The organism is Pseudomonas sp. 910_21, assembly GCF_052850735.1.
This window is the reverse complement of sequence record NZ_VXCY01000005.1, coordinates 452,596-470,568: the sequence shown is the minus strand read 5'-3', so window position 1 is coordinate 470,568 and position 17,973 is coordinate 452,596. Positions and strand designations below refer to the sequence as shown.

Below are 17,973 nucleotides of genomic sequence, written 5' to 3'. Positions count from 1 at the left end.
CGCGTCGGCCAAATCCAACTCGACGCCATAGATCAAGAGAGTGAGTAATGGGCGCACAGTGGAAGGTTAAACACAAAGAAGCGGCAGCCAACGCCAAGGGCAAGATTTTCGGCAAGCTGGTGAAAGAGATCACCATTGCCGCACGTAACGGCGCTGACACCGCCACCAACGCCCACCTGCGGCTGGTGGTGGAGCAGGCGAAAAAGGCTTCGATGCCTCGCGAGACCCTTGAGCGTGCCATCAAGAAAGGCTCGGGTCAGCTGGGCGAGACCGTGCAGTACCACCGCGTGACCTACGAAGGTTTTGCCCCGCACCAGGTACCGCTGATCGTTGAATGCGTGACCGACAACATCAACCGCACCGTGGCGGAAATCCGCGTGGCGTTCCGCAAGGGCCAACTGGGCGCTTCGGGTTCGGTGTCCTGGGATTTCAACCACGTGGGCATGATCGAAGCTTCGCCGGACAGCCCGGACGCCGACCCGGAACTGGCGGCCATCGAGGCCGGTGCCCAGGATTTCGAGCCGGGCGAAGAGGGCGCGACCCTGTTCCTGACCGAGCCTGCGGACCTGGATGCCGTACAAAAGGCATTGCCCGAGCAAGGTTTCACTGTGTTGTCGGCCAAGCTGGGCTATCAGCCGAAGAACCCGGTGAGCGGCCTGAGCGATGAGCAGATGGCTGAAGTCGAGGCCTTCCTCGAAGGCCTGGACAACCATGACGACGTGCAGGACATGTTCGTCGGCCTGGCGGGCTAAGCGCGATTCGCCGGCCAGCCGGCTCCTGCATACCTCTGTAGGAGCCGGCTGGTGGGCGAAGCTGTTTTAAAGCCCCGCCAATTCCTCGCAGACCTGAACAAAATCCGGTCGCGCCAGCACCTCCGGCTGGCAGCAGCGCTGCACCAGCGCCGCCAGTTTTTGCCGCTGCCCCGGGCTCAGCGAGCCATTCCCACGCTCCAGCAATTCTTCCAATAAGACACCGAAAGCACGTACTTCCAGGCGTTGCAGCGCCCGGCTCTGTAGGGTGTCGTCCTTGGCATGGAAGGACGCCGCGCCAAAATCCCCCAACAGGCAGTCGCCTTGTTCATTCCACAGGGTGTTGTGGCCGTAGAGGTCGCCGTGGGTAATGCCCTGGGCATGCAGGTGGGCGCCTACCGCAGCGATGCCGCGGGCGATCCGCAGCGTCACGTTGGCGCTGTAGTGCGCATTGTCCGGGTAGATATCCCGGGAGCAGGAGTCCAGGCTCGGCAGCGCCGCGAGGTTGCGGTAGCTGGGGTCGATCAGTTGCATCACCAGTCCGTTCTGGCCCTGGGGGTGATCGACAATGCGACCCTCGACCCGGATCAGGTTCGGGTGCAGCCCAGCACTGATACAGGCGTTCATTTCATGCAGCGGCGAGCCGTCGCTGGTCATCTCGCCCTTGTACAGCTTGACCGCCACCGCGCGGGCGGGTTCTCCCGTCGGCTGCCACCACGCTTGGTGAATCACCCCGGAGGCGCCTTCGCCCAGGCGTTGCTCCAGGCGCAGTTCGTGCCAGGGGATGGTGCGGGTGGACTCCAGGGCCTGGGCGTCGGCCTCGGATTCCAGTGGATTGCCGGCATAGGCCAGCCAGGTCAGGCGTGGCAGGGCCAGGAGAAACGGCGGCAGTTCGCGCAGCCGGTTGGCGGCGACCCGCAGCAGCTCCAGGCGCTGGCACTGGCCCAGGCTCTGGGGCAGGGCGGTCAGGCGGTTGCCGGCCAGCATGAGCTTTTGCAGGAGCGGGCGCTTGCCCAGCTCTTCGGGCAGTTCACTGATGCGGTTGTCGGTGAGGATCAGCCAGCGCAACTGCGGCGGCAGGGCGGCGGCCGGGACCCGTTCGATGCGGTTGGCCTTGAAGCCGATCATGCTCAGTTGCGCGCAATGGCCGAGGCAGGCCGGTAGTTCACTGAACTGGTTGTCCGAGCAGAACAGGATGCGCAGGTGGGTGAGCCGGTGCAGGTCGTCGGGCAGGCTGCTCAGTGCATTGCCGCTGAGGTTGAGGATTTCCAGCGAGTCGGCCAGATCGAAGATCTCCCGGGGGAACTCGGTCAGCCCGCAGGACAGGTCCAGGCGCTTGATGCCGGCCAATTGGCCGGCCCGCAGTTGGGCAAGGGTATCCATGAACAGCGTCAGTACTCGAAAGAAGAAAAAGGCGGGCAGAATAAAGCAGTTCGGTGGTTTTGGCTGCCTGAGCGGCCATGGGATGAGTGCTATTGGGTTTCCAGCAACCTGAAGGTCAACGCGCCCGCTCCCTGTACGTAGTCGGCAATCAGGGTAAGGTCGGTCTTGCGGCCTTTGGACCACAGCTGGCAGGCCACTCTCATGACGGATGGCTCGGTGTCCAGCGGGTAAAGGTCCAGGGCGACCCGGCCGCTGCGGTCCGGCTGGAATGCCCGATCATAGGGCGCAAGGGCCAGGTCCACGGCCTGTTCTCCCGAGCTGTCCAGCTCTTCGAGGATTTCTGCATAAATGGCCGGGCTTACGCCAAATGCCGCCAATACCGTTGGCTGGGCATTTTCAATAGCGCGCAAGAGCGCCGCTGCCAGTCGATAAATCTCTTTGCGGTCAAATTCTTGCATCTTGCAGTGCTTCAGCTAACCGGCGAAATGCCGCGGGGTGCCTGGGGTTCCTGGCTTCAGCCAGCATCGACTCCAGGCTGTGGTGCTCCAAGGTGTATTTTACCGATCCGGTGGCGGCTCTGCCCAGCGGGTTTTCCAGGTCGAAGTCGCTCTCCAGGGTTGCAAGCAAGTAGGCGCCCTGGCGGCTCCATTGGTTGAAACGCATGACGTGGCGGTCATCCAGAATCACCGCGCCTTCCTGCTTGTCATCCGAGAAATGGAAAGCCAACTGCGAAGGGGGCAGGTTTTGCTGGGCCGCAAGGCGTTTCCTGTACTTGAGCACGGACGTCAGGCGGGCCCCAGGGGCCAGGCTGAAGCCACTGCCGACCCGTTGCCGGTCAAGGAAGTAGCACTTGAACAGCACCTCCAGGGTTCGCTGGTGGTAGCGCGTCGTGCAGCTTTTTTCATACTGGTGAAAGTCCTGGGGCTCGCCGACCCGCTCATAGCCTTTGGCCGCCAGTTCGGCTGCCGAGAAACTCTCCAGGCCAAATAGCCGGGAGTGCTTGAGGGTTGAATCTTGCAGGTGCAGGCACACCAGCTCGCAAAAGCTGATCGAACTCATGTGGCTACTCGCTCAAGCGGGTGCTCGGGGCCGATTTCCTGTAACTGCCCGAGGCGGCTGCGGGTGCGGGCCAGGTCGATGGCGTGGCCGCCGAGGCACTCGTGCAGCGGGCGCTGGCCGATCAGCAGCAGGCGCTTGTCCTGATCGTAGAGCACGTCGATCAGGTTGATGAAGCGTTGTTGGGCGGCAATCGAGCACTCTCCCAGCTCCGGCAGTTCGTCGATGATCCAGGTGTCGAAGCGGCGACTCAGTTCCAGGTAGTCCATGACCGCCGTGGGCTGTTCGCACACATCGCTGAATTCGAAACGAATGCTGCGCTGCTGAATCTGCCGCACGGTCAACTGTCGGGCGCCCACTGTCAGTTGCGCCGCCGCGGCATGGCGCTCGGGTAGTTCCAGGGCGTGGCGCTGGGCCTGGGTACCGGGCCACACATAGTGACCCTGGGTGAAGAGCTGCTGATCGTGGGTGCGGGCCTGGCTCCGGTAGTCGTGGGGGCCTCCCACCTCCATCACCTGCATGCGCCCGTTGATCAGTTCGATCACCGGCTTGAAGCGGGCGTGGTACAGCGGGTTGGGCAGCAGGCCCTCGGGGGCGTAGTTGGAGGTCAACAACAGCGTGATGCCGCGTTTGAACAGGGCCTTGAACAGTCGGGTGATCAGCATCGCATCGCCAATGTCATGGACATGGAACTCATCGAAGCACAGCACCCGGCACTGGTTGAGCAGTTCATCCAGGGTGGCTTCCAGGGCGTCGGCTTGCTGCTGATGGCGGAACATGCCCTGGTGCAACTGGGCGAAGAAGTCGTGGAAGTGCAGGCGCTGTTTTTCGGCGATGGGCAAGGCGCGGAAGAAACCGTCCAGCAACCAGCTCTTGCCCCGGCCGACGGCGCCGTGCAGGTACAGGCTCTGGGCCTTGCCGGGGGATTGCGTCAGGTCATCGGCCTGCCGGGCCATGCAGTCGATCACCCGCAATTGGCTGTGGCTGAGGGTGTATCCCAGCTCCAGGGCCTTGTGGCGAAAGTAGTCATGGATCACGCCGGCGCCGCTGTTCGGGCGGCGCAAGGCTCGGGCGAACAGGCGTCGCCAGGATGATCGAGTCTGTGCAGGTGTTGGCGGTAAAGCGGCCAATGGTGGTTACCCCGATGATTCCAGGCCGCCTACCTTAAAAGCGGCGCGACAATTTAACCAATAGAAAACCCAACGACCAGTGATCTCGAAAAAGCATGGCGGCGGCGATGGACGGTCATTCACAACGGGCAGGCCGATTAATACGCTAACTGGCGGTTTCGCCCGCGGTTGCTAACCTGATTTCAGCGAATGCTCCTCATAAGGATTGAGGCCTTGAATGGATATAAGGGTTTGGCAGTCATGAGCGCGTTGCTCAGTGCGACGGCAGGGGCTGCGGATTTGCAGGTGCAGGTCCGGGTCGATGTGCAGCGCGGCTGCCAGTTGGTGGGTCAGCAGCGGGAGGCAGGTATCGAGCAACTCGGTACTTTGGACTTCGGCAGTACCGCGCGCCTGAATGATCCGGCCGGGCCTTTGGCTGCGGCACTGGTCAGTGGTCGTCAGCCACGCCTGGAGTGCAATCCCGATACCCCTTATCAGATGCGCATCGATGGCGGCCTGCACGGCGGTGTCGGCGAAGTGCGCTATCTGGCCAGCAACAACTCGTTGGGCAAGCCTATTCCCTATCGCCTCTACCAGGACCCGGCCCGGCGCATTGCGCTGCCAGTGAATGTTCCGGTCAGTGGCCGGGTGCCGAACTCCGGCACCGTGGATCTGCCCTTGTACGGACGTATTGAACCCCTGGCCGAGATTCCCCGGGCCGGGGGCTATTCCGATGTATTGAAGGTGACCCTGACCTGGTGAGGTCGGGGCCATGACAGCTGCCACGGGGGACCCGGGCAGAGCAGGGACAGCCGCTCATGGTGAACGGCTCACGTAGGAGTCCTGATGGAACCGGGATGGGTGCAATGAAAGGCAGGACCTGGACGATCGTCGCTCTGGGCTCGCTGTGTCTGCTGGCGGAGGATGCCCAGGCAGCGATTAGCGGGCAGATCCAGGCGCGTCTGGTGATCACTGCCAGCTGTCAGGTGAGCAGTGGCGGCAGCGCGCCCTCCACCAGCCCGATCAGCGACCTGGGCATGCTCGACTTCGGGCAACAGGGCCCGACCTGGGTCAACCCGATCAAGGCCAGCCTCACCGACAGCGCCGAAGGCCAGCTGCAGGTGGCCTGCAATCCCTCGGTCACCGGCTTCACCGTGACCATCAATGGCGGCCTCAACGGCGACGGTACGACCCGACGCTTGAGCAACGGACGCCAGACCATTCCCTATCGATTGTTTGTCGATGCATCGGGTAGCGACAGCTACAGCATCGGCCAGCAGCGCAATTTCGCAGTGAGCAGCGCCAGGCGGATTCCCATTCCGGTGTTCGGCTCTGTGGTCGCGAATACCCGCGCGGTTCCGGCAGGGGTCTACACCGACACCCTGACCATCACGCTGGATTGGTAAATCACGAGAGGACGCACATCATGCACGCGCTTGTATCCAGGATTGGCTGGCCCTTGTTGGGACTGGTCATGGTTTCCACGGCCAACGCTGCCACTACGGTCACCGGTCAGATCAGCTCGACCCTGATTCTCACCAGCAGTTGTCAGGTCAACGGGGTGGGCGGCAGCACCGGCCTGAACTTCGGCGCCTTGAACTTCGGCACCACCAACAGCCTGTTCACCACCGCCACTGGCCAGGTGCTGGGGGGCGGAGGCGGCGCGCTGTCGATCCTCTGCTCCTCGGGCACCACGCCCTCGCTGACCATTCAGGGCGGCGCCAATGACGGCAAGTCCACCGGCGGCACTCGGGCACTGTTCGACGGGGTGGCCAACTATGTGCCCTACGACTTGTACACCGACTCCGGCCACTCGCAAATTGTGGCGATCAACGGGGTGATCAACCTGGCGCCGAGCACCGGCGTTGCACAGACGGTGAACCTCTATGGCCAGGCGGTGGGCAAGGCAGGGCTACCGGCCGGTACCTACACCGATACGGTGTCGGTGCAGCTGACCTTCTGATGTCATGGCCAGCCAAGGTTTTGCGCTGTTCGCCCTGATCTGCGCCAGTGCCTGGCCGGCGTGGATCGCGGCGGCCACCAGCCAGAGCTTCCAGGTCAGCGCCACCATCACCGCCGGGTGCCTGGTGGTGGGCGGTGTCAGCAACTACGGCAGCCTGGCGTTCGGCAGCCAGTCGGCGCTGTCCACCAGCACCGTGAAAGTGGCGTTGACCGGGGGCGTGCAATTGCAGTGCACGCCGGGGGTGGCCCTGAACATGACCGTGGACGGAGGCCAGTACAACAGCAGCGGGCGACATATGCAGCTCAATAGCGGCAGTGCCCGGGTGGCCTATCAGTTGTTTCGCGATGCGGCATACAGCCAGAGCTTGGGCATAGGCCAGAGCGTGGCCGTGGCTTACAGCGATGCCAATAACATCAGCCTGCCGATCTACGGGCAGGTGCAGTTGCCGGGCAATCAGCCTGGGGGGACGTACAGCGATGTGCTGCAAGTGCAGCTGTCGTGGTGATGGGGCGAGTCGACAACCAGTCGGCAGGCGGACAAGGAGTAGCAGTATGCATTTACCTTTGCGAGGCATGCGGGGGATTGGATATCTGATGGTGCTGGGGCTGTTGTCGGTTGCACCCAGGGTCCAGGCCGCCAGTTCGGTGCTGATCTGGCCAATCGACCCGGTTCTGGAGGCGGATCAGCAAGCCAGCGCACTGTGGTTGGAAAACCGCGGCACGGAAACCGCCAACCTGCAGATCCGGGTGTTCGCCTGGAGCCAGAGCGGTTTTGCCGACCAGTACCAGAACCAGCGCGACGTTATCGGCAGCCCGCCAGTGGCGAAGATCGAACCCGGTCAGAAGCAACTGGTGCGTCTGACCCGAACCCGTGAGGTGCCGCCGGGGCAGGAGCTGGCGTACCGGATCATCATCGACGAGATTCCTTCGGCCAAGCCCATCACCCCGGAAGAGGGGGCCAAGAGCGCGGCGGCGATTCGCTTCCAGATGCGTTACTCGGTGCCGTTGTTCGCCTATGGCGCCGGGCTCTGGAGCAAGGAAGACACTTCCCGCCCTCGCGATCCCAAGGGCGCCGGGGTGCCGGACCTCAGCTGGCGCAAAGTGGCGGTGGACGGCAAGACGTTTTTCGAGCTGCGTAACCAGGGGGCGGTGCATGCGCGCCTGACCGATGTGGCGTTCAAGCAGGGCGGGCAGACTCGGCCGCTGGCGCCGGGCTTGCTCGGTTACGTGCTGCCCGGGGCGGTCATGCGCTGGCCGGTGACGGACCCCCTGACGATGGATTCGACCCTGCAACTGCGGGTCAATGGGGCGCCGCAGGTGCAGAGTCTGGCGCCTGCGCACTGATCCAGAGGCGTCAGGCAGGCGCCTGCCAGGTGGCGGTCGGGAAGAGGTACGGACGGATGTGAGCGCGGTGGCGCATCCGCCTTGGGATGGAGATGTCCATAGATGGACTTGAACCCGCCATGAGCCAGGACGCGGCTCGTCGTTTGTGCTGCTGGAAAGGGCTGATGGCCGGCCTGTGCGGTTTGCTGTTGGCCCCTCTCTCCCAGGCTGGCGAGCTGCCGCCACCGCCCAGCAGCCTGGAGTCGCTGGCCGATGCACAGTTGTTTCTGGAGCTGGTGATCAATCAGATGAACACAGGGAAGGTGGTGGCGGTGGATCAGCGTGCCGGACGATTGTTCATGCCGGTGCAGGCGCTGCGGGAAACCGGCATCAAGTTGCCGGAGGGGCTGGGCAGCGAAGTCGATCTGGACAGCCTGCCGGGCCTGCACAGCGATTACGACAGTCAGGGCCAGCGCCTGCTGATTGATGTGCCGCCGGACTGGCTGCCGGAGCAGTTCATCGGCAGTCGCCAGGCCTATCCGCGGACGCCGGCCCTGAGCAGTTTTGGCGCGCTGCTCAACTACGATCTGTACCTCAATGACACCGACGACGGCGGCACCTACCTGGCGGCCTGGAATGAAGTGCGGCTGTTTGACACCTGGGGCACTTTGTCCAATACCGGGCAGTACCGGCGGACCTTGTCCGGCGTTGCCAGCGGCTCGTTGAACAATGGGTATCGGCGCTATGACACCACTTGGCGTTTTTCCGATGAAGAACGCCTGCTGACCTATGAGGCGGGTGACGTGGTGAGCAGCGCCTTGCCCTGGAGCAGTTCGGTGCGTCTGGGTGGGGTCCAGCTGTCTCGGGATTTTGCCGTGCGTCCGGATCTGGTGACCTATCCCTTGCCGCAGTTTGCCGGTGAAGCGGCGGTGCCCTCGTCCCTGGACCTGTTCATCAATGGCTACAAGTCCAGCAGCAGCGAGTTGCAGCCGGGGCCTTATACCCTGACCAACATTCCCTTTATCAACGGGGCCGGGGAGGCGGTGGTGGTGACCACGGACGCCCTGGGGCGACAAGTGTCGACCACGGTGCCGTTCTACGTCACCAGCAGCCTGCTGCAGAAGGGCCTGACGGACTTCTCGGTGGCCGCGGGAAACCTGCGCCGGGACTACACCCTGCGTGATTTTGGCTATGGCCCGGGTGTCACCTCCGGTAGCCTGCGCCATGGCCTGAGCGACAGCCTGACCCTGGAAGCGCATGCCGAAGCCTCGGACTCCCTGACACTGGGCGGGGTGGGCGGCAATATGCGCCTGGGCAACTTTGGCGTGCTCAACACGGCGCTCAGCCAGAGCCGTTTCGACGGCAGCGGCGGCCAGCAGTTCAGCTTTGGCTACCAGTACAACAACCAGCGCTTCAGCCTGGCGTACCAACGGATGCAACGTCGTGACCAGTATGCCGACCTGACGGTGGTCGACAGCCCATACATCAGCCTCAGCCAGCGCAGCGAGCAACTGACCCTGAGCCTCAACCTGGACCGCTACGGTAGCCTGGGGGCCGGCTATTTCGATGTGCGTGCCGCCGACTCGAGCCGCACCCGGTTGTTGAACCTGACCTGGAGCAAGCCGTTGTGGCACAACAGCAGCTTCTACCTGTCGGCCAACCGGGAGATCGGCGACAGCCAGTGGGCGATGCAGGCGCAGCTGGTGATTCCCTTCGACTTGCACGGCAGCCTGAGCCTGAGCAACGAACGCAGCAAGACGGGGGAAAACCGCCAGCGGCTCAATTTCAGTCGCTCGGTGCCCCTGGAGGGCGGGGTTGGCTACAACCTGGGTTATGCCACGGGCAGCGGCGCCGACTATCGTCAGGCGGATGTCACCTGGCGCCTGCAGTCGGTGCGCCTGCAGGCCGGGGTCTATGGCTCCCGCGATGCCGAGACCCGCTGGGCCGATGCCAGTGGCTCGCTGGTGTGGATGGACCGTCAGGTGTTCGCCGCCAACCAGATTGACGATGCCTTCGTGGTGGTCAGCACCGATGGCTATCAGGACATTCCGGTGCGCTATGAAAACCAGTTGGTGGGGCAGACCGACAAGAACGGACACTTGCTGGTGCCGTGGAGCAGTGCCTATTACCGGGGCAAGTACGAGATCGATCCGTTGAACCTGCCGGCCAACGTCCAGACCCCGAATGTGGAGCAGCGAGTGGCGGTGCGTCGCGGCAGTGGCTATTTGCTGGAGTTCCCACTGACCCGGATCGTCGCCGCCAGCGTGGTGCTGGTGGACGCCCAGCAACGGGAACTGCCCCTGGGCAGCACCGTGACCCATCAGCAGAGTGGGGCTCGGGCGGTGGTCGGCTGGGATGGGCTGGTGTATCTGGAGAACCTTTCGCAACACAACAGCCTGCACGTCAGCCTGGCCGATGGCCAGAGCTGCCGTGCGCAGTTCGACATGGATCTGCAACAGCAGCAGGTGCCGTTGATCGGCCCGCTGGTCTGCCAGTAGTCGTGGCGTCACGAGGCAAGGGAGTGCTGAGGGTGGACAGCTTCAAGGGATGGCGACAGGCAATAGTGGGGTTGCTGGCGAGTCTGCTGGCGCTGCAGGCTCAGGCGCTGTGCAACGCCGTCAGCACCGCACCGGCGGGGTTCGGCACCGTCAGCTCGATCCTGGTGCGTACCACTTCGCAGCCGGCTTCCACCACCAATGCGGGCCTGAGTTGCACCGGCTCGCTGTTGAGCCTGCTGGCCAGCAACGACCACTTCTACGCCACCATCACTTCCAGCACCAGCGGCATGGTTGGCCCCACGGGCGATGTCATCGGCTACACCCTGTACGCCAACAACAGCACCAGCTATCCGATCACTCGGGGGGTGCAGTTCGACTTCGCCCGCAACTCGATCATCGATGTCCTGGGATTGCTGGGCAGTTCCACCGTGGCCAAGACCGTGCCTATCTACATGGGGACCATCACCGGCAGCAACGTAGCGGCAGGGGTCTACACCGAGAACCTGAGCATCTTCTGGAGCTGGAATTATTGCGCCGGGATCGGCGCCCTGGGGATCTGCCTGGGACGGGACATCGGCAGCGGCACTCAGGCCCTCACGGTGAACATGATGGTGTCCAACGATTGCGTGATCACCGCGCCGAACATCAGTTTCGGCAGCGCGCCGGTGGTCAGCGCATTCGCCACGGTCACCGGGCAGACCATCAACCTGTCCTGCACCAAGGGCAGCGCCTATACCGTGGGCTTGAGCGACGGCCAGCACCCCGTGAGCGCAGGAGGGCGACGGCAGATGATATCCGGCAGCAACTACCTGGCCTACGACATCTTCAAAAGTGCCGGCAACACCCGTTGGGGCAGCGTCGGCAGTGCCCGGCGCTCCAGCACCGATGCCGAAGTGAACCCGGGCAATGGCCTGGGTACCGGCAGCCAGATCTTCAACTACAACGCCAGGATCTACACCGACCAGAACACGCCGCCAGCGGGCACCTACATCGACAACGTGGTGCTGGACGTGGGGTTCTGAAGACCTACAGGGGAATTTCCGCCGGGCCGACCATGGCGTAGTTGTAGTTCCCGCCGGACCAGTACTGTGTCTGCAATGAGCCGTCACGGCGGCTGCCACGAGGCAGCAGGGTGTTCTGCGGTCCTGGCGGGCGGATGTAGAAGCTGACTTTGCGCCCCTCGCGATCCTGGTACAGGACCATTGCCGCAGGCCCTTGCTCGGTACTCAACAGGCGCCCGCTGACCGCTTTGAAGCCAGCGTCGTGCAGGTCCGGCAGTGGGCTGGCCTGGGTGAAGTAGCGATCCAGCCAGGCTTGCATGGCGTCGTTGTCCTGGACCTTGAAGTCCGCGGGCAGGATGCCTTGCTCGGCGAACAGGCGATACGCCTGGAGGGCATCGGTCATCGGCAGCACGGTGTTGCCGGCCAGGGTCAGTTCCCGGGCCTGCCAGCCGCTCAGACCGCCAACCCCGACCGCCACGAGCAGCGCCGCGGCACTGGCCAGGCGCCGCAAGCCCCGCTGCTTGTGGCGCGCACGGATCAGGGTCGGCTCCAGCGCCGGGTTGGTCGCTTGCAGCAGGGCTCCACCCAGGGCGGCCCGCAGGTGCTGGGCATCCTGCTGCCAGGCCTGGACCTGGGCCGCCGTTTGCGGATGGTTGGCCAGGTAGCTGTCCAGCACCCGGCGGTCCGCTTCGCTGAGTTGGTGATCGACGTAGGCGTGCAGGTCGCTGTCGCTGGGGGGCAGGCTGATCATTTGAGTATCCGTAGAGAGGGGCTGTTGATTTCGCCGTCGCTGAGTTGGCGCAGCGCCTGGCGGGCCCTGGACAGGCGAGACATCACGGTGCCGACGGGGACCTGGAGGATCTCTGCCACTTCCTTGTAGCTCAAGCCCTCCACCGAGACCCAGAGCAGCAGGGCGCGTTGCTCGGCGTTCAGGCGGTCGAAGGCTGCCAGGGTCGACTGGGCGACTACGGTGCGCTCCACCGAAGGCTGGGCGTCGTCACGTCCGGTAAAGAATTCGAGCATGCGTGCGTAGCGCCGGGAGCGTCGGTGGGCATCGAGAAACTGCCGATAGAGGATGGCAAACAGCCAGGCTCGCAGATCGCCCCCGGGGCGTTTATGGGCCCGACTCGACAAGGCGCGCTCCAGGCAGGACTGCACCAGATCGTCGGCGCTGCTGGGCTGGCGTGTCAGGGACAGGGCAAAGCGCCTGAGGCGGGGGAGCAGCAGGCGTAGCTGTTCGTCGAAATCGTTCATGAAGTCCTGCAGGTGCTGGGCCAGTCACTAGGCTTGGGACTAGGAAGACGCGCCGTGCTGCAGGTTATTCCAGTCGCGGAAAAATAAATATCGGGGTCTGGAATAACCGGTACCGGGCTACGTCTGACTGATCCTGGTCCTTGTGGCCCCGCGTACTGGAGATGTCCATGGTTGCCCCATCCTCGCCACCCGATCGTCCGCCCTTGAGTGCTGTCAGCCTGACCTTGCGCCTGGGGGCCATTGCCTGGGTAGTGGCCGCCGCTGCTGCGGCGCTGGCCTACGTGCACGGCAATTTCGACCCGCAACGCCTGACTCCCAAGGCCCTGGTGGATGTGCTGGAGACCAATAACGGCGTGCATCCGGGCTTTCGCCGTAACCACGCCAAGGGCGTGTGTGTCATCGGTTACTTCCAGAGCAGTGGCGAGGCCCGGGCCTACTCCACGGCGCAGGTGTTCAGCGAGGCGCAAACGCCGGTGGTGGGGCGTTTTGCCCTGCCCAGCGGCAACCCCTATGCGCCGGACAGCAGCGTGCCGATCCGCAGCCTGGCGTTGCGTTTCCTCCAGGCCAACGGCCAGCAGTGGCGCACGGGAATGAACAGCATGCCGGTGTTTCCGGTGGGCACTCCCGAAGCGTTCTATCAACTGCAGCAGGCCAGTTCCCCCGATCCGTCCACGGGCAAGCCGGACCCGACCAAGGTGCCGGCGTTCTTTGCCGCCCACCCCGAGGCCGGGCCCTTCCTGCAATGGGTCAAGAGCGCCAAGCCTTCAACCAGCTACGCCAGTGAAAGCTACAACGGGATCAACGCGTTCTACCTGGTCAACGCCAGTGGCCAGCGCCAGGCGGTGCGTTGGGGGGTGGTGCCGCTAGTACAGGATGCCCAGGCCGTCGGCAGCGCCGCAGCGGGTGCCGACTACCTGGAGCAGGATCTGCTCCGGCGGCTGGCCGAAGGGCCTTTGCGCTGGCGCTTGCAGATCACCCTGGCGGCACCGGGAGATCCCACCAATGACGCCAGCAAGGCCTGGCCCGCAGAGCGTCCGGTGATCAATGCCGGGACCCTGGTGCTGCAAGGCACCCAGCCGCAGAGCAGTGGCCAGTGCCGGGACATCAATTACGACCCGCTGATCCTGCCCAATGGCATCCAGGCCTCCGATGATCCCTTGCTGGCCGCACGCTCTGCCGCCTACGCCAGTTCCTACCTGCGTCGCACCAGTGAAGTCAGTCAATTGCCCTCCGCCCAGGAACCGCGTCCATGAATAGCCAACCTCAACACTTCGCCCCGCTGGCGCGTCTGCTGCACTGGCTGATGGCGCTGATGATCATTGCCATGCTGTTTATCGGTGCCGGCATGGTGACCTCGGTGTCCGCCCGCCATGAGTGGCTGATCCACCTGCACAAGCCGCTGGGCATCGCCATTCTGCTGTTGGCGGCGGTGCGCCTGTTTGTGCGTTTTTCCACTCGGCAACCGCCGCTGCCGGCAGACTTGCCGGGCTGGCAGGTGCTGGCGGCCAAAGCCTCCCATGTGCTGCTCTATGCCCTGATGCTGGGCTTGCCGGTACTGGGCTGGGCAATGATTTCGGCGGCCGGGGACCCGGTGATGCTGAGCGGTTCGTTGCAGTTGCCGGCGATCCTGCCGGCCAATGCCCAGGTGTTCGCTCTCTTGCGCAAGGCCCATGGCTACCTGGCTTATCTGCTGTTCCTGACGGTGTTGCTGCATCTGGCGGCGGCACTGTTCCATGGCTGGGTCCGCCGAGACGGGGTATTGCAGAGCATGCTGCGGGGGCGTGGTTGAGTCCCCCTTAAGCGAGCCTGCTGTGTCGCTCAAGTGACACAGCGAGCCTCGGCCCGGGTTTTTACGGGGTTCAGGCTCCACAGCCAATAGACCAGTGCCAGGCTGTTGATAGCGGCTCCCAGCAGGCAGACCCCGCTCCAGCCGGCCCAGGCGTAGGTGGCGGTGGCGGCAATCGAGCCGCCGGCGCTGCCCAGGGAGTAGAACAGCATGTAACCGGCAGCCAAGCGGCTCTGGGCTTGCGGGCGCACGCTGTAGATCAGGCTCTGGCTGGTGACGTGAACGGCCTGCAGGCCCAGGTCGAAGGTGATCACCCCCAGTAACAGGGCCCACAAGGACGATTGGGTAAAGGCGATGGGCAGCCAGGACAGCAACATCAACGCCAGGGCCAGGCCGCTGGTCCACTGCGCCAGGCCGCGATCCGCCCAGTGCCCGGCTCGTGCTGCGCCCAGGGCGCCCGCGGCCCCGGCCAGGCCAAACAGACCGATTTCGGTGTGAGACAGCGACAGCGGCGGGGCGCTCAGAGGTAGCACCAATGGGGTCCACAAGACGGTGCCCGCGGCGAAGATCAACATGGCCAGCACTGCACGGTCGCGCAGCACTTTTTCTTCCCTGAACAGTTGCAGCAGCGAGCCGAGCAATTGCCCGTAGCGTTGCACTGCGGGTGGCTGTTCAACCCTCGGCAGCACTTTCCACAGGCTCAGGGCCACCAGCAGAGTCAAGCCGGCCGACAACAGATAGACCGAGCGCCAACCTGCCAGATCGGCCATGGTCCCGGCCACGGTGCGGGCCAACAGAATGCCCACCACGATGCCGCTGGTGACCATGCCTACCACCCGTCCACGCTGGGCTGTGGGCGTCAGATTCGCGGCATAGGCCACCAGAATCTGGGTCACCACTGCCAGCAGGCCGGTGCTGGCCATGCCCAACAGCAGCCAGGCGCTGCTGGGGGCCAGGGCCACCATTAGCAAGGCAAGCACTGAAAGCAGGGTCTGGGTGACGATCAGTCGCCGGCGGTTGAGCAGGTCGCCCAAGGGCACCAGCAACAGCAGCCCCAGGCCGTAGCCCACCTGGGTCAGGGTGATGACGATGCCCACCGTGGCCGGCGGCAGGTCGAAGGTCCGGGCCATGGCGTCCAGCAGCGGCTGGGCGTAGTAGACGTTGCCCACCGCCAGGCCACAGGCGATGGCGAACAGCAGCACCACCCGTGGTGAAAGAGTCGATGTGGCAGGAGGGGAAGGATCGTGTGACATGTCGGGCTCCGATTATGGTTTCGTTATGAAACCAGTTGTACGGTAAGGATCATGGTTTTATATTGCAACCACTTTCCTGTGACCCGAACGGAGAATGCCCAGCATGGTTAAACGCACCAGCCTGCAAGATGCCGAGTGCCCGGTGGCCCGTTCACTGGACGCTATAGGCGATTGGTGGTCGCTGCTGATTGTGCGGGATGCCTTCGACGGTATCCGTCGCTTTGGCGAGTTCCAGCGCAACCTCGGCATGGCCAAGAACATTCTTGCCACACGTTTGCGGACCTTGGTGGAGCATGGGGTATTTGAAGTGGTGCCGGCCTCTGATGGCAGTGCCTATCAGGAGTACGTGCTGACGCCAAAGGGCAAGGGGCTGTTTCCCCTGATCATCGGCTTGCGCCAATGGGGCGAGGCGTTTTTCTACGAAGAGGGTGAGGCGCATTCGCGCATGCTGGACCGGGAAACCGGGCAGCCGCTGCCTGCGTTGGAACTGCGTACGGCGGACGGGCGTTTGTTGGGCCCGGAGGATTGCCTGCGGGTACCGGCTTCGTGAGCAGGGGGACGACTGCGGGATCGGCTCCCGCAGTCGTTGCCTGGGCTCAGCGCAGGCTGTCCACCAGGTCGGCGAGGGTGCTCAGCACATCCTTGCCCAGTTGCATGGAGCGTTTTCCGGACCAGCCGGTTAGCGGATTGGGCGCGTCGTCGTGGTCCTTGAAGGGCATCTCCAGGGTCAATGCCAGGCAGTCGTACTTTTCCCCGACGGCGTTGCAGGCCAGGGTCATGTTGGCTTCTCCGGGGTTGTCCCGGGCGTAGCCATGGGTGGTCTGGAAGTCCCGGGTCTGGCGCTTTAAGTGGCTGCGGAAATGTTCTTCGAGTCCCGCCAGGCGTGGTGTGTAGCCCGGGTTGCCCTCGCAGCCGGCGGTGAACACGTGGGGAATCTCTTCATCGCCGTGCACATCAAGAAACAGGTCGACGCCGTACTTTTCCATCTGCTGCTGGACGAACAGCACTTCCGGGCTGAGCTCCTGGCTGGCGTTCTGCCAGGCGCGATTCAGGTCCTGGCCCTTGGCGTTGGTGCGCAGGTGGCCGTGGAACGCGCCGTCCGGGTTCATGTTGGGCACCAGGTACAGATCGGCCTTGGCCAGCAGCGAGTTGAGCTCTGGGTCATCGCGGTGCTGCAGGCGTTCGATCACGCCCTCCATGAACCATTCGGCCATGTGCTCGCCGGGATGCTGTTGGGCAATGATCCAGATCTTGCGCTGGCCTTCCTTGCCGTTGCCCTTGCGCAGGAGCTGGATGTCTCGGCCTTCGACGCTTTTGCCCACCGCCAGCAGTTCGGTGTCGGCCTTGCTCAGGGCCTGATCGATCAGCCAGTCGTGGCGCCCGCGGCTGTAGGGCTCGAAGTAGGCGAACCAGGCGTGAGTCTGGGTGGCTTCCAGATTGAAGCGCAGGGCGTCGCCTTCGAAGATCGTCGGCACGCGGAACCAGTTCACATGGTCATAGGAGGCGACGGCCTGGTAACCGGTCCAGGCTTTGTTGTAGGAGGACTGGCTGGCGTTGGTCAGGCGGAACCAATGTTCCTGGCCGACATGCAGGCCGCTGACCTTGAAGTGAAACCATTGGAAATGCGGACTCTGGGTATCCGGGCGGATGGCCAGCAGTGCCTGCAGCGGATTGCTGATGTCCAGTACGTTGATATTGCCGCTGTCGAAGTCGGCAGTAATTTGAAACGAAGTGTGATTGCCCACGGTCATGGTCGGTCCCTGTATAGGATTGTTATGACCGCTACTCTACACACTGAGGGGGGTAATAGAAGGGGGGGCGTCGTCCTTGACGCAGACGAAGCTTAGTGGCTATGCGATTGATTCTCAAGCGCTACTTTGTCTTTCCTGGCCTTTTACCACGGGTGTTCCCTTGCAAAAGGACATTCTTTTGCTATCATCGCCGCCATTATTTTTAGCAGCACCCACGTCTTCATTAGCCTGAAGCCAAGCCAGAAAACTGGCAAAAAAAAAGACCCGGCAAAAAGCCGGGTCAAAAACCGTGATTAGCCTGATGAGGAGATAATCCAAAGGTCCGACCTAAGGTCCTTTGGGCTATCGACTGATCTCGCGACCAGTTGCTTGCAATAATAATCATTATCATTTGCAAGTCAAATGTTTTTCCCCGCCCTTTGGAAAATATTTTTCCATTTCTCCTGTTTCCGCTGTTTATTCCTTGCCAGCGTCTCAGCTGGACTCAAAGCGCTGACTTTCCAGTGACTTGTCCACCAGGGCTTTGGCCAGGTCGATCATGTGCACCACGGAAAAAGCCAGGTCGCGATTGGCCCCCCGCAGATTGTCGGCCGCGTCATAGGCGGTGGCTGCTGCACAGCGCAGCAGATCGGATGCATGGATCATGGCTTCCTCGCTGCTGAGGTTGCGCCTGACCTCGAAGAACTTCTCTTCCTTGTCCGATGCGGTCAGCGCGGGCTTCAAGTAATAGTCCATCGCCCGTCGTGCTGCGTGGCTGCCCTTGAGTGAATTCAATGTGGTCTCTGTATCGAGCTCCGGCACGTCCTTGCTGCTTGCGTTCATAAAGTGTTCCGTCCTGTTTGAGAAAA

General features: G+C 63.2%; 21 protein-coding genes. 11 read left to right on the top strand and 10 right to left on the bottom strand.

Translation table 11 applies throughout. The features are described from left to right. Nucleotides 1–47 precede the first annotated feature (47 nt). Complete coding sequence (locus tag FW796_RS18785; protein WP_011062247.1) at nucleotides 48–752, top strand: YebC/PmpR family DNA-binding transcriptional regulator; 705 nt, start codon at nucleotides 48–50, stop codon at nucleotides 750–752. 66 nt (nucleotides 753–818) lie between these two features. Here the strand turns inward: FW796_RS18785 and FW796_RS18780 are convergent, their stop codons facing one another. The 4 genes from FW796_RS18780 to zapE form a co-directional block, all read right to left on the bottom strand. Next, the gene (locus FW796_RS18780) at nucleotides 819–2,132 is read right to left on the bottom strand and encodes a leucine-rich repeat-containing protein kinase family protein (RefSeq protein ID WP_346635131.1); all 1,314 of its coding nucleotides are present in this window, start codon (nucleotides 2,130–2,132) and stop codon (nucleotides 819–821) included. An 89-nt stretch (nucleotides 2,133–2,221) separates the two neighbouring features. Beyond that, nucleotides 2,222–2,590 carry a hypothetical protein gene (locus FW796_RS18775; RefSeq protein ID WP_207166242.1) on the bottom strand — a complete coding sequence of 123 codons (369 nt, stop codon included), beginning with the start codon at nucleotides 2,588–2,590 and terminating at the stop codon, nucleotides 2,222–2,224. After that, nucleotides 2,577–3,191, bottom strand: coding sequence for a hypothetical protein (locus FW796_RS18770; RefSeq protein WP_346635130.1), 615 nt, complete (start codon nucleotides 3,189–3,191; stop codon nucleotides 2,577–2,579). The genes FW796_RS18775 and FW796_RS18770 overlap by 14 nt, the downstream gene beginning before the upstream one ends. Beyond that, nucleotides 3,188–4,318, bottom strand: coding sequence for a cell division protein ZapE (gene zapE / locus FW796_RS18765; RefSeq protein ID WP_404937322.1), 1,131 nt, complete (start codon nucleotides 4,316–4,318; stop codon nucleotides 3,188–3,190). Before zapE ends, FW796_RS18770 begins: the two co-directional genes overlap by 4 nt. 240 nt (nucleotides 4,319–4,558) lie before the next feature. Here zapE and FW796_RS18760 point away from each other — a divergent pair, with 240 nt between their 5' ends. From FW796_RS18760 to FW796_RS18730, 7 genes are all read left to right on the top strand, one after another. Next, nucleotides 4,559–5,059 (top strand): Csu type fimbrial protein, encoded by a 501-nt coding sequence (locus FW796_RS18760; protein WP_346635128.1) that lies wholly within the window; start codon nucleotides 4,559–4,561, stop codon nucleotides 5,057–5,059. Nucleotides 5,060–5,163: 104 nt separating this feature from the next. Next, a complete protein-coding gene (locus tag FW796_RS18755; RefSeq protein ID WP_346635127.1) occupies nucleotides 5,164–5,703 on the top strand; it encodes a Csu type fimbrial protein in 540 nt (179 codons plus the stop codon). 20 nt (nucleotides 5,704–5,723) lie between these two features. Next, nucleotides 5,724–6,260 (top strand): Csu type fimbrial protein, encoded by a 537-nt coding sequence (locus FW796_RS18750; RefSeq protein WP_346635126.1) that lies wholly within the window; start codon nucleotides 5,724–5,726, stop codon nucleotides 6,258–6,260. A 4-nt stretch (nucleotides 6,261–6,264) separates the two neighbouring features. Next, nucleotides 6,265–6,765, top strand: a complete 501-nt coding sequence (locus tag FW796_RS18745) for a Csu type fimbrial protein (RefSeq protein WP_346635125.1) — start codon at nucleotides 6,265–6,267, stop codon at nucleotides 6,763–6,765. 67 nt (nucleotides 6,766–6,832) lie between these two features. After that, the gene (locus FW796_RS18740) at nucleotides 6,833–7,603 is read left to right on the top strand and encodes a fimbrial biogenesis chaperone (RefSeq protein ID WP_404940062.1); all 771 of its coding nucleotides are present in this window, start codon (nucleotides 6,833–6,835) and stop codon (nucleotides 7,601–7,603) included. 119 nt (nucleotides 7,604–7,722) lie between these two features. Next, nucleotides 7,723–10,080: a fimbria/pilus outer membrane usher protein gene (locus tag FW796_RS18735; protein WP_446439750.1), complete on the top strand. Its 2,358-nt coding sequence runs from the start codon at nucleotides 7,723–7,725 to the stop codon at nucleotides 10,078–10,080. Nucleotides 10,081–10,112: 32 nt separating this feature from the next. Continuing rightward, a complete protein-coding gene (locus FW796_RS18730; RefSeq protein WP_446439749.1) occupies nucleotides 10,113–11,102 on the top strand; it encodes a Csu type fimbrial protein in 990 nt (329 codons plus the stop codon). Between the two features lie 4 nt (nucleotides 11,103–11,106). Here the strand turns inward: FW796_RS18730 and FW796_RS18725 are convergent, their stop codons facing one another. Together FW796_RS18725 and FW796_RS18720 are read right to left on the bottom strand one after the other, a co-directional pair. Next, nucleotides 11,107–11,832: an anti-sigma factor family protein gene (locus FW796_RS18725; RefSeq protein ID WP_446439748.1), complete on the bottom strand. Its 726-nt coding sequence runs from the start codon at nucleotides 11,830–11,832 to the stop codon at nucleotides 11,107–11,109. Beyond that, nucleotides 11,829–12,335: a sigma-70 family RNA polymerase sigma factor gene (locus tag FW796_RS18720; protein ID WP_346635120.1), complete on the bottom strand. Its 507-nt coding sequence runs from the start codon at nucleotides 12,333–12,335 to the stop codon at nucleotides 11,829–11,831. Before FW796_RS18720 ends, FW796_RS18725 begins: the two co-directional genes overlap by 4 nt. A gap of 167 nt (nucleotides 12,336–12,502) precedes the next feature. On the opposite strand from FW796_RS18720, the gene FW796_RS18715 reads away from it, so the two are divergent. Together FW796_RS18715 and FW796_RS18710 are read left to right on the top strand one after the other, a co-directional pair. Next, nucleotides 12,503–13,588: a catalase family peroxidase gene (locus FW796_RS18715; RefSeq protein ID WP_446439747.1), complete on the top strand. Its 1,086-nt coding sequence runs from the start codon at nucleotides 12,503–12,505 to the stop codon at nucleotides 13,586–13,588. Next, nucleotides 13,585–14,124, top strand: a complete 540-nt coding sequence (locus FW796_RS18710) for a cytochrome b (RefSeq protein WP_102881811.1) — start codon at nucleotides 13,585–13,587, stop codon at nucleotides 14,122–14,124. The genes FW796_RS18715 and FW796_RS18710 overlap by 4 nt, the downstream gene beginning before the upstream one ends. A 29-nt stretch (nucleotides 14,125–14,153) precedes the next feature. On the opposite strand, the gene FW796_RS18705 is transcribed toward FW796_RS18710, so the two are convergent. Then, nucleotides 14,154–15,374 (bottom strand): MFS transporter, encoded by a 1,221-nt coding sequence (locus FW796_RS18705; protein ID WP_404937317.1) that lies wholly within the window; start codon nucleotides 15,372–15,374, stop codon nucleotides 14,154–14,156. A gap of 103 nt (nucleotides 15,375–15,477) precedes the next feature. On the opposite strand from FW796_RS18705, the gene FW796_RS18700 reads away from it, so the two are divergent. Continuing rightward, entirely contained in the window at nucleotides 15,478–15,924 is a 447-nt protein-coding gene (locus FW796_RS18700; RefSeq protein WP_446439746.1) for a winged helix-turn-helix transcriptional regulator, read from the top strand. A gap of 46 nt (nucleotides 15,925–15,970) precedes the next feature. Here the strand turns inward: FW796_RS18700 and FW796_RS18695 are convergent, their stop codons facing one another. The 3 genes from FW796_RS18695 to FW796_RS18685 all read right to left on the bottom strand — a co-directional run bounded on the left by FW796_RS18695 (nucleotide 15,971) and on the right by FW796_RS18685 (nucleotide 17,947). Further along, nucleotides 15,971–17,125, bottom strand: coding sequence for a M14 family metallopeptidase (locus tag FW796_RS18695; protein WP_446439745.1), 1,155 nt, complete (start codon nucleotides 17,123–17,125; stop codon nucleotides 15,971–15,973). Between the two features lie 114 nt (nucleotides 17,126–17,239). Continuing rightward, nucleotides 17,240–17,443 carry a hypothetical protein gene (locus FW796_RS18690; protein WP_346635115.1) on the bottom strand — a complete coding sequence of 68 codons (204 nt, stop codon included), beginning with the start codon at nucleotides 17,441–17,443 and terminating at the stop codon, nucleotides 17,240–17,242. Nucleotides 17,444–17,599: 156 nt separating this feature from the next. Next, the gene (locus FW796_RS18685) at nucleotides 17,600–17,947 is read right to left on the bottom strand and encodes a DUF6124 family protein (RefSeq protein WP_346635114.1); all 348 of its coding nucleotides are present in this window, start codon (nucleotides 17,945–17,947) and stop codon (nucleotides 17,600–17,602) included. Between the last annotated feature and the right edge of the window lie 26 nt (nucleotides 17,948–17,973).